Below are 12314 nucleotides of genomic sequence, written 5' to 3'. Positions count from 1 at the left end.
TGGCCGGTTATTGAAGCGGCGCAAGGAGGTCCATCGGAACGCCAGCCTTTTGCCTGGAGTCTCTCTCAACATAGCGCGATCCGTCAGCCCCTGACGTCACAGAGAATTCGCTGCGCGCATAAGCGTCTGTCTGCGCAACCGGCTTCAGGTTCATTGACTTCAGGAGAGAGCCCGACGCAGCAAGGATCTTGTACTCCGCGAAAATGGCGGCAAATCGCGCAGTTTCAGCAACAATGCTGGTGTTGAAACGCGTGTTCTGCGCGTCCAGAACGTCAAGCAGCGAACGCTGACCGATCTTGAACTGCTCGCCATAGGAGGAAACGAGAGTCGCGTTCTGCTCCGACTGCGCTGCCAGGATCTGTGACAGCTCGCCACGACTGACGCGCTCGTTCCAGGCGGAACGGACAGACTGCTCGACTTCACGATGCGCCTGATCCGAGGCAAAACGCTGCTCGCTGGCGCGACGGATCTGTTCCTGCTCACGGGCCTGGTCGATACCACCGCGATAGAGGTTCCAACGGGCCACCACGCGGACCTGAACATCGTTCGTATTCCCCTGGCTTCCGCCAATGTCGTTACCGACGCTTGCGCGCCCCTCAAGGTCAACAGTCGGCGCGTAATTGGAGCGCGCCGCGCGGATACCGGCATCTGCCGCATCGATATCCGCGCGCGCGGTAAAGATCCGCGGATTGTTCGACTTGGCCATGGCAATCGCGTCATTGAGCGAACGCGGCAAATGCTTGCTCATCGATGGCGGCATTTTCGCATTGGCAATCGGCTCGCCGACGGTCTGCAGGAACCGGATCTTCGTTGCTTCCAACTCTTCCTGAGCCTCGCGCAGACGGGCCTTTGCCGCCTCGAGACGTTCGCGACCCTGAACGCGGTCAACGTCGGTCAGGGCGCCGCCGGCGATCCCCTGGTTGATGTCGGCCAGGATACCGTTATGGAAACTGACATTCTGCTGGGCGACATTCACGATCTTCGATTGGAGAATGTATTCCAGATAGTCCTGGACCACCTGAAGAGCGATGGTCTCGGACCGCTCGAGCACCCGGAAAGAAGCGCTGTCTACGCGGGAAGCCTGCTGCTCCACGCCGGCACGGCGCGCACCACCATCCAGAAGGCGCTGGGTGATCGTCACTCCGACGTCAGCGGAAGAAAAATTTTCATAATCCCGGGTCAGCGTACCAGTGCTCTCGTTGGAAAGACGGCGCTTACCGACCGAAGCCTCCAGATCAACCGAAGGTAGGTACAGGCCCCGCGCTTGACGCAATTCGAATTCGACAGCCTCGCGGTTCTTCGCGGCTTGGGAAATCTGCGGATTGGTCTGCAGTGACTTTTGAATGGCCTCCTGCAGGGACATCGCGCTGACGGGCACACCGGAAGACCATACGATTGCCACGGAGGCAAACATGGCGGTGATAAATTTATGCGTCCTAAACAACGGAGTCACCCTCATCAATTCCCAGCAATTGAGGGGACTTATATACCGAGGTTCCTTGCGCTGAAAGTCTAATCAATCGGAATGCAAGATACACCCAATTTTGATCGATAGAGAAAATTCGCCTACTGATTGGTTGAGTTGAGGAACGAGAATCCCTTTACAAGACGGCCATATATGAGGGATCAGCGTTCAAAATGGAATTTTGAGCAGGGTGTTTCAACTGAGAAGCACTGAACCATAACGCGAGCGCGGGATCTGGCGTGAATTCTTACCCACAAATTGCAGGGATGTAACGTTTCAGCAACAGGTCCCGCGGACGTAGTTTTCGCTTTGGTGGTAACTGCAGGGAACGCATAATACAATCCAACAATAAAGAACGATTCTTTTTTTGACATGGCTTCTTTATATAACGCAAAAAAATCCTTGTATTCCGATAGTAATAGTTCACCTCAAGCTGGAGTACGAAAATGACGCCTATATCAAGAACGGGATAGGCCGGCGAAAACGAAAAGGGCGGCATCGCAATGCCGTCCCTTAATTCAGATTTGATGACCGATTCAGGTGTTGGTCGGGTCAATACCTACAGAATGATTGTCGTCAAAGAGGATTTTGACAGCCCCACCGTAGTTCTGAAGAATCGCCAGATCATGCGTCTGACCGTCATGATCCACGCTGACGATCGTATTGCCAGATTCTTGGGTCACACTGACTGCGTCTTCTCGTGCGTCGTTGCCGGCACTTGACCCTAGCAGGGAGTCGAGCAGTCCGGAAATATCGAGGACGTCGCCTTCCTGGCTGTTGTAGTCAGCGATCAGATCGCCAACCTTCAGATCATCCAGAGCATGGGCATCGAAGACAAAGACGTCCGCACCCTTTCCGCCGACCAGGATATCCTCCCCTGCTCCGCCGTTGATGACGTCATCACCGTCGCTACCGATCAGGATGTCATCACCAGCGAGGCCCATCAGTTCATAACCACCATCGGACGCATAAGTGGATGTATGAACAACCGGCGCATTCTGGTCCGAACGAGCGGAGCCTTCTTGAACCTCAACTGGCCAATATCCCCAGTGATTTGAAGTCTTTGCATCAACTTCTGCAGGGAAATCCGTTTTCACCAGAATAGTATTCTTTGCTGAATCGAACTCTACATTCACTCCCGGAAGACCGTTGACAATTTCCAGGAGTTTGTTGGCGGCACTGTCAAAATATTGGTCCTCGGTTTGATGCTTTCCCAATGCTTCCTGAGCGGTATAGGCACGACCGTTAATGATCAGGCTCAAGCTGTCACCATCAGACATCCAATGTCCGTCGTCGGTAAAGTCAACGGACGTGATCCAGGGTTTGGCGGAGTCATTGCTGTTATCAATCTCTGCAGAAAGCTCGAAGGCGTTGGCCTTGCCCGGTCCCCCGGTCAGGATGACTTCGCCATTGACCAGATCCTTGGCCCAACGGACACCCTTGGAAGCAAGGCTTTCCTCCAATCTGATCCTCTGGACCTTTTCACCCTTCAATGCGTCATAGACCTGCTCGGCAGTGCGCCCGTTCTCCTTCACGACATGCGTATACGTGACGCCGTCCACCGTGATCGACACCACATCGCCCTTGTCATAACTCGGGGCAAACTTGATGGTGGTCGTCTGCGCCGTTGGCGTGACAGAGCTGCGGGCGAGGATGATGTCGTCGCCAGAGCCACCACGAAGCGCTTCGACCTGTTGGACAGTAACGGAACCGGTGGCTGACTGGCGACCGTCCGTAATCGTATAGTCGAAGTTGCCGCCGTCTTCGCCCCTATCCGTGACGCGGATCCCCTGATCACCGGAGCCAAGCCTTGCCCCGAGCCCCTGACGACCCGTCAGCGCCGTGATGTCGAGCGAAGCTTCGGCTTCATCATTGGCCAGGAGAACCCATTTCGGAATGGAGAACTCTGAATTGAGCCCCACATTGGTGATGATGCGATCATCATTCGCGAACGGGGCATCCGGCGCGTCGATCTTGACCACGAACTGGTTCGCAGCAAGCGTGATGCTGTCGCCATCGGCATCCTTCGCTTCAATGATCGAAGAGAAGTCAATGCTGACATCTTCGGACCCGAGCGGACGATAGAGGGTGAACGTGCCGTGACCATCCCGCTCGATTTCCAGTTCGAAGACCTTGTTGCCAGCTGCCGTGGCGGTCAGAAGATTGCCTGCAGTCGTGTAAATCATGGCAATTCCTGCAAGGGTCACCTGCGAGCCGGATGTCCCAGCCTTGAAGTCGAACGCAAGGTCCTTGTCTGCGCCAACCTTCACCAGATCCGCCAGATCGAAGGTCTTGGAGACTTCCCTCGGCGGCTGACCGGTGGTGCCACCGAGCTCATTGATCAGGTCGGACATGACATCGGTGAGGGTATCACTGCCCTTGATTTCGGTTGCCTGACCGCCCTCGCCTTCAACCCGATCAAGGATCTTCAGACCATCCAGGCCAACCTTGATACCGAAGGCTTCAATCGTGAACTTCTGATCCAGCTGACCACGATTGCCTGCCGTTTCGATGGCGGTGACCTCATTACCGATGGCACTGATGGCTTCATTTGCAGACACGTCATCGTTGTCGTTGGTCATGTTAGGCTCACCATCGGAAATGAAGATGAGCTTGTTGATATCGGCATTCGGAATCGTGCCCGGAGGAACCGGAGCCGTTTCAACCGAATCGAGATCGACGTCCCCACGACCGGAAGTCACGCGGAATTCGATGTAGGCGATCTGCTTTCCCGCATTTCCATCCAGACCGACGATCGTCAGGGGCGCATTGTCCCCTCGAACGGACAGCGTTGCCGTCTGGGGTTCGCTACCGTCAACAAAGTAGGCCTTGTATTCAAAATTTGTGGAGCCGGAATTGGCTTCATGATCAAGATTGAATGTGGCGCTGGTCACCGGAATGCCATTGAAGCCACCCCGATTTTCGTAGGCGCCGCCATTGTCGAAATCGTTGAAAGTACCGAAATCGAAACGCAGCACCTCATGTGGTGAATTCGGCTCGAGATCATGCGAAACATTTCCGCGACCATCGCCGTTGACACCCCAGCCATTGACGACATGACCATCGGCGCTGCGCAGATGACCAGCCTGATTGGCTGGCGCAACCCAGCCTGAGACCAGCGCAATCTGCGTGGAGCCATGACCGATGATGAAAGCCATATCGGTATTGCCTTCGCCCCTGCCGTTTGCATTAGCGTCGAACTCCTTGAGTTTGCTGGTCACATTGATGGTCTTAGACGGGACACCCTCGATCCATTCGAGCGCCTGCTGCATGCCGGCTTCGTAGTTCGTGCCGCCGACTTCGTCCAGGGCGCGAACATCGCTGATTGCCTCATCGAGCTCAACCTGGACCAGCTGGCCGTCCTTAATCAAATCGTAAGTGCCGACAGCGCGGGCATCCCCTGCAAATTCGACAATGTGGACGCGAACATCCTTAGCGCCGGAGTCACCGAACTCCTTCAACAGATCTTCGACCTGTTTCTGCATAACGGAGAGCCTGTCATCAATGCTGCCGGACGTATCCAGAACAAGGACGATATTGGCCACCTTGGCGGGAACCGGATCAATCACGAAAGGCGCGTCGATCTCAAGGCAAACCGCTTTATCCGCATGAACCGGTATGTCATCGACGATATCGATCACGAACTTGCCCGGGGTGAGCGCAACCGTGTCGCCGTCGCCGTCCTTGCCGACGATGTAGGCGGAGAGATCGAGACGAACAGTGTTCTCGCTGTTGTCACCTGTGGCGTCATCGAGTGTCGGATGATCGATCTGGCCCGCCAGCTTGAAGGTGTAGGAGCCATCAGCCTTCACTTCCAGCTCGAAGACAACCCGTTCATCGGAAACGTCTGGTTTCTCGGCGACATAGCCGATCAGCTTTCCGCCCTCAAGCTTGATCAGGACATCTTGCCCCTTGGACTTGAACCCCGAGCCGTCAGATCCTTCAAATTGCTTGAGCGTGACTGCCTCTGATGCATGCACACCGTCGGCACCGAAGTTGAAGAGAGATCTCAGCGCGCCAGGATCTCCTTCGAACAATACTTGTTCGTATCCTTCTGCTTCACCGTCAAGATTGTCATCAGCATTGCCCGTCAAAAGGCCATCTTCGTCAACCATGGCGACGACTGGTGCGGCAGTACTGACCGAGGGACCGTCGTCCTGGAAGCGGATATTGCCGCCCAGATCAACATAGGCGCTGCTAGACGCCGTATCGCCATCGCCATCGGTGATGCTCTGCGAAACAGTCAGTGTCACCAGGCCATCCTTCAGAACAAGGACGTCATTGGTATAGGGGCCAGAACTATCCGGCACACTGTGGTCAATCTTCTGGAACTGAGTGAGTGTAACATTACCCAGATCATCGACAGAGATTGAGAAAACTGCGGCAGACTTGATGGCGTCTGTGCTTCCACTTGCCGTAGAGCCATAGATTTTGCCGTCCACCTTGTAGAGCGTGATGTCCTGACCGTTGCTTTTCAAATCAGAGGACACGCTACCATTCATCAGGTCCAGCCGATATCGGAGTGGGTCGAGGCCGCGCACACCATCCGCCCCGGATTGCGCACTTTGAGAGAACACTTCATTGAAGGCGACCGTGCTTGTGTCGATACCGTTAGTCGTATCGCGTTCCTGTGTCTCCAAAACGATGTGCGTATCATCACCGGCACGAAGTTCAATCGAAGGACCATCGTCGCGAAAGCCGATCTTGTTGCCGATCTCCACACGCTCGGACACCTTGTCGCCATCGGCATCTTCAACCGTGACAGTGACGCGCAGCTTGTCCTTGCCAAGGGCCAGGAGTTCGTTGTGGCTATCACCGCCATCTGGATGTTTCAGCGCAACATATTGCGCAATCGTCACGACACCTGTGACCGGGTCAATGTGAATGGCGAATGCCGCCGGATCCTTGGGGCCAACTGACGAGCCGTTGTCTTCGCCATCATAGCGGCCAACGACGAGGGTTGGGCTCACTTCGAAAAGGGTGATCGGCTCGCCGCTTGTGGTGAAAAGCCCAGACGAAATACTATCGCCTGGAACACCAATCGCGTAGCTGATCGATCCCGGACCATCCGCACCGTAACGCGGGTCTACGTTGACGATTGCACTTTCGGAACGAGCAATACCGATCGGGTCTCCGCCAGCGTTCGGGACAGTCCCCGGGAAGCGACCATCGCTGTCATTTTCCTGCAATCCAGCGGTCTCGTCGTGGACAGCCAGAGTGCCGGTCGGGACCGTCACCTTCGGATCCGGCATGTCGTCGTCGATGGTGATGTCCAGCTTGCCATAGGCCTTGTCACCGTCGCCGTCGGTCACCGTATAGCGGATCTCGAAGTCGACATTGTTTTCTTTGTTGTCTCCACCCTGACCATTCATGGACGGATGACGGATTGCCGCAAGCTGCGTGACTTCGTAGGCGCCAGTTTGAGAATTGATGACGACCTTCAGAACCGGAATGTCCTTGTCGCCCTGCGTCTGCGTCACCACCAGTTCGGAACCGCTGTTTGACGCCACCTTGAATCCAAGGTCTTTCGGAAGCTTCACACCCGTCAGCGCAATCGAACCACCATCTGCGCCGAAGTCATGAGACAGAATACCCCTGGCATTTTTGGGCGCAGCATCGTCCCCGTGGCCACCGTCGATGCCATTCGGCTTCAGATCGTCGTCTTCTAGGACCACAAGCTTGTTGCTGCCGATCCGCGGCGCATCGTCCTGGAAGCGGATGATCGAGCCGAGGTCGACGCTGTCGCTGGTGCTGTCGCCATCACCGTCGGTGACGGTTGCCGTCAGAAGCAGCTTGTTGGCAAGCATGGGTTCGGAAAGCTCGTTGGCGTTCTTCGCATCACCATGCTCGACGGCGCGGAACTGCGTGACCGTCACATCGCCAGTGGAAGCGTTGACCTTGACTTCGAAGACCAGCAGGCCCTCGACGCTGCCTGCACGACCCTTGATCACATCGTTTTCGTTGACCAGAACGACCTTCATATCTGTTCTGGCATCAACCAGACCGGAGTCAACACCGTTCACGCTGACTGACAAGGCGTAAAGCTTGGCCTTCGTCGCGGCTGCACCATCGGCACCAAAGGCGAATTTTTCCGTGAACAGATCATTGGCACAAACAGTCACGGTGCCGAGGTTGCCGCCCTTTGGATCCCCCTCGCCCGGAGCACGATCGCCATCGGTTTCGTCAATGATGATGGACGCGTTCTTCTTCAGGTCGACATCAATGACAGGTGAGTCATCATCGACATTGATCTTCAGCTGGCCGACAACACTGTCGCCATCGCCATCCGTGACACGATATCTTACCGTGAACTCAACATTGTTTTCCGTGTTGTCATCCGGGCTGCCATCAAGGCTAGGATGCTTGATGGCTGCGTTCTGAACAACCTTGTACGCGCCCGTTGCGCTGTCAACCGTAACGGTGACAACCGTGACATCGCCCTGCTTGATTAGCAGAGAGCCATCCTGACCCCGGTGATAGTCGAAGCCCTCGGGTGCCCCATCCGTCAGCAGACGAATGGAACCGCCGTCAGCACCAAAGTCGAAGTTCAAGGCGCCGGTCGTGTTCTTCGGTGCGGCATCATCACCAGGCCCGTATTCAATGCCATGCGGCTTCAGATCGTCATCTTCCAGCTGGACAAGAGCATTCTCGCCAACACGAGGACCATCGTCTTCAAAGACAATACGGCCACCGACTTCGACCTCGTCCACCGCCTTGTCACCATCGAAATCCTCGACGGTCACGACTGCCTTGATCTTGCCAGCGAGTGTCTGCTGGATCGGGCCTTTGTCCTTGAAGGGATCGTTGCTCTCGTCGTGATCCTCGCGATCATCGTGCTTGATGGCGACATACTGCACGATCGACAGGGTTCCGTTGTTCGACAGATGCAGTGCGAAAGCGGCCGGGTCTTCATCGTTCGTGACCCGATTGCCGTCATTCGGGCTATCATAGCGACCAACGATCAAACCGTCTTCGAGGGAAAGGAAGATGGATCGACCATCCGTCGTCTTCAGCCCAGAATCGAGCCCGTTCTGACCATTCAGCTTGAGCGCCCAGGTTACAGTCGCATCATCGTCAGCGCCTTCTTTTCCGGTCGCGACCACGAGACCTTTCTGCTGGGCATATTGAGGACCCTGCATGCTGGAGACAGGATTGTTTGCCTTAACAGCGGCGAATAGGTTCAGAGGACCAGCAACTTCATCATCGCCCTTCTGGCTGCCTGCAGTCTCGTCTATGATGAGGGTCTTAGACGTGTTCCTGGATTTGACTTCCGGAACATCGTCGCGGATCTGGATCTCGAAGGCACCGCCCAGCGTGATGCTGTCGCCATCCTTGTCCGTCGCCTGGATCACCGCACCAAAATCAATGGCATCAAGATCGCTGCCCTGCAGACCGAAGTTCTCATTCTTGCCTGCCTCTGGCTTGTCATGGTCCAGCTGGTCCAGAAGCTCGAATTCATACGAGCCGTCCTTCTGCACCGTCAGTTTGAAGACAAGACGATCACCTTCGCCGTAACCGGAGTTGCCCGCGTCGTTATCATAGGCATAAAGCGTCCTGCCCTGGATGTCGTAGCTGAGCTCGACACCCTTGGACGAAAGGCCGAACGACGTCAGGGCCGCACGCGCAGCACCCTCATTGATGAAGGTGAACTCAACACCTTCATCAGCGCCGCCCTTGATCAGGTTGGCAAGCGAGCCGGAGATGAAGGCAGGGCCCGTCTTGCTGCCGATCGGGTTACCCGTATACGAGCCATCCTTCTTGCCATCATCCGGAGACGTACCGAGCGAACCACCCGGAAAACCGTCCCTCAACGTCGAGATATCATCCTCGTCGACGATCCGGCTTTCCTTCCTGCCGCTCAATACAGGTGCATCATCGTCAATCGTCACGCTGAAGCCGGACGTAACGCTATCACCATCGCTGTCAGTTGTCCTGATGCCGAAGTCGATCCGTACATCATCTTCGCGCCCGCCTGCTGCATGGTCAAGGCTCTTGAAAAGCGTAAAGATGTAGGAACCTGTTCCGTTATCATCGAGCACTGCCGAGAATACTGTTTGCGAGGGTGAAGGCTCCCCGTTTCCTTCAACAGAACCAACATAGCCAATGATCGTCATAGCATCCGGCGAAATCCAGGTCCGGACAGTCTGACCCTTGTGCGTGAGGTCAGCTTCACGCTCAGCATCCTGCTGGAAGACACGAATAGGCTGTCCGTTTGTAAAACCCTCACCCAAACCAACAGATGTGAAAACGACACTGCGGGCATCCGCACTGTCAGCACCCCAGGATATGTTCAAGTTGCCTGATGCAGCACGACCGCCGTTACCGGGGTTAAAGCCGTCATCATCGGAGGAGGACAGATCATCGCCCTCGCCAGAGCCAGCATAGGAATCACCGACATTCCCGGAAAGCGCCGGTATGTCCTCTTCATCAAGCGAAACACTTTCAGTATTACTCCGGAAGATCGGGCTGTCGTCATTGACCTCAACGATGAACGAAGACGAGGCCGTGTCGCCGTCGCTGTCGCGCGCAACAAAGTCAAACCTGATGGGCAGATCTTCTTCGGCCGGGCTGGTTCCCTTCGTCGGATGATCAAGATTGCCGGAAAGCGTGAAGTCAAAACGACCGGTTACGGTATCGGACAGCGTGACGCTGAAGACGACGCCTTCGCCAGCGCCTTCGCCTTCCTGAAATGCCACCAGGCCGGTTCCATTGTCCCGGATGTCATACCTTAGGGCCAGACCGTCCGATGTCAGCCCCTGCTCGACCAACGCATCAATGCTGGCCTGGGTGAAATACACGGCGCGATCATTGGCAATACTGGTGTTGCCACCGTTTTCAAGCGCGTTTCCGTTGTCCGCACCCCAGCGTATGTTCAGGTTACCACTGGTCCGTGTGCCTTCCTGTTCAGCTGGTACTTGCTCGAACTTTGCTTCTCTTTCGATCCGCGCGGCTGATGCCTGCGGCAACTGCACCTTGTCGGAATTGCCATCGGGCAAGAAATCCTCATCAACAAGTCCGGTCTCAGGAGCGTCAATGATTGGCACATCGTCTCGGACATTTACGGTGAACTGTCCGCTGATGGCATCTCCGTCGCTGTCAGTGGCCGTGTAGTTGAAGGTCAGTGACAATGGGTTTTCACCTTCGACCGCGGCATGATCGAGAGGCTTGACCAGTGTGAAGGTATAGGAACCCTGGAGATTGTCTGAGACGGATACATAGAAGACGACATTCGGCGGCAGCGCTGCAACCGAGAAGGCATCGGGCGCTGCCTCGCCGGTGTAACCGACAAGCACGCCATTGACCACAGCAAAGCGCACTGGCTCGCCGAGAGACGTCAGAGCCTCACCGAACGCACCGGAGACCACCACAATGTTGTTCGTGAAAGCAACCGAACGGTCACCATTGCCGCCGGAATTGGTGTTGGCATCATCAGCTCCCCAGCGAATATTCAGGTTACCGGAAGCAGCGCCACTCAGCGCGTCATCGTTCTCATCATTCCCGCCGTTGACGGCCTCATCTTCAACGGTTGCGCTGAATTCTTCGCCCCGTAGCGGCGCATCGTCCTGAATGTCGATGCTGAAATTACCGACAGCGAAATCACCATCGAGATCGGTCACCGTGTAGGTAAAACCGAGACGCAACAGATCAGCGAGATCATTCTGGCCCGCATCCGGATGATCGTGTTTGCCCACGAGCTCGAAGGTGAATGCGCCGGTTGCGCGGTTGTCGATGGTAATCGTGAAAATAGCATTTCCCGCGGCATCGACACCACGAAGAGCCAGGAAATTTAGGACCGATCCATCGGTGGGAACCGGGAAGGTCTCGATCGAAATCGGCAGACCACCGGAGGTGAAACCGGAAAGGGTCTGCAGGCCAGCGCCTTCTTCGTCGATGTTGCTTGCTCCGACAAAAGCGATCCCCGTGATCGTACCGGCATTCGGGCCCGGATCAAAGGGAAGGATGCCGCTGAAACGCTCGTTCACCACAATGCCATCGGCAAGAAGGGCTTCATCGAAAAGGAAGGGGACCGTCAGGGGGAAGGGGATCGAAGGGACGCCGTCAATACCGAGGATTTCGCCGTTTCGCGATGCGTCACCAAAGCTGGTATCGCCGAGCAGACCAACCAGATCCAGGAAGCCCGGGCCTGCCCCATAAGGATTGTCGTCGAAGTCACCGCCATTGCTGTCGGACCGGGCTTGCGCCGAGAAGGAGCCATCGGGACCGGCAGCAACATTGATATTGCTTCCTTCGAGCGCCGCAAAAAGCGCCTGCTGGGGAAGCTCGACATCGGCAATGATGAAGGTGGGGATCCGGGCAGCCCCGTTGACAATGGTAATCTCCGTGCCGTTTTCCTGAACGAGAACGAGATCGGGACCGTTGACGCGTAGTTCGTCGATGGAAACGGTCACCGGAAGGCGAACGGTGTTGTTCTGATCGGGAGCAATGCGGCTTGGGATCTCTTCGACCGGCGTCGGCTGAATTCTTCCCGTTGTGTCCGTTGCCGGCGTCTCGATCTGCGCCTGCGCAACTTCAATCTCAGTCTGGTGCTCTGCAGAGGAGCCAAGGTCCCGGCTCAACTCGGTCTCGAACTCCGGGGCGGCAGCAATATTCTCAAATGCGGACTGGCGCGGATCTTCAATAGACATGGTTACTCACCTCTTAATGAACTATCCGGCACTTAAATTTCGAGCATGTATAGGTGCAATATTTCTTTAACCTTGTTGATATACCCGATTATGCATTGATCGACCAACATTGAAACAATCGCCAAAAAGGCCCCAAAAATGGGCAAATTTTCCGTTTTTGTTAAATTTTTGTGAATTATACTGCGCATGACTTTTGAGCCGCC

2 protein-coding genes are annotated in these 12314 nt (G+C 55.7%); both read right to left on the bottom strand.

Features of this window, described 5'->3' with window-relative positions:
* Positions 1-7: 7 nt before the first annotated feature.
* Positions 8-1363 (bottom strand): TolC family outer membrane protein, encoded by a 1356-nt coding sequence (locus FE840_RS18545; protein ID WP_138289364.1) that lies wholly within the window; start codon positions 1361-1363, stop codon positions 8-10.
* A 638-nt stretch (positions 1364-2001) separates the two neighbouring features.
* Positions 2002-12111, bottom strand: coding sequence for a DUF5801 repeats-in-toxin domain-containing protein (locus FE840_RS18540; protein ID WP_179028221.1), 10110 nt, complete (start codon positions 12109-12111; stop codon positions 2002-2004).
* Positions 12112-12314: the final 203 nt, after the last annotated feature.

Origin of the sequence: Peteryoungia desertarenae, from assembly GCF_005860795.2 — a bacterium.
GTDB lineage: Bacteria > Pseudomonadota > Alphaproteobacteria > Rhizobiales > Rhizobiaceae > Allorhizobium > Allorhizobium desertarenae.
This window is presented reverse-complemented; position numbering and strand designations above follow the sequence as displayed.

What these genes read in the sequence shown, in the direction of transcription:
- FE840_RS18545 (WP_138289364.1), bottom strand. Translation starts at nt 1,363, where the DNA reads ATGTCCCTGCAGGAGGCCATTCAAAAGTCACTGCAGACCAATCCGCAG.
- FE840_RS18540 (WP_179028221.1), bottom strand. Translation starts at nt 12,111, where the DNA reads ATGTCTATTGAAGATCCGCGCCAGTCCGCATTTGAGAATATTGCTGCC.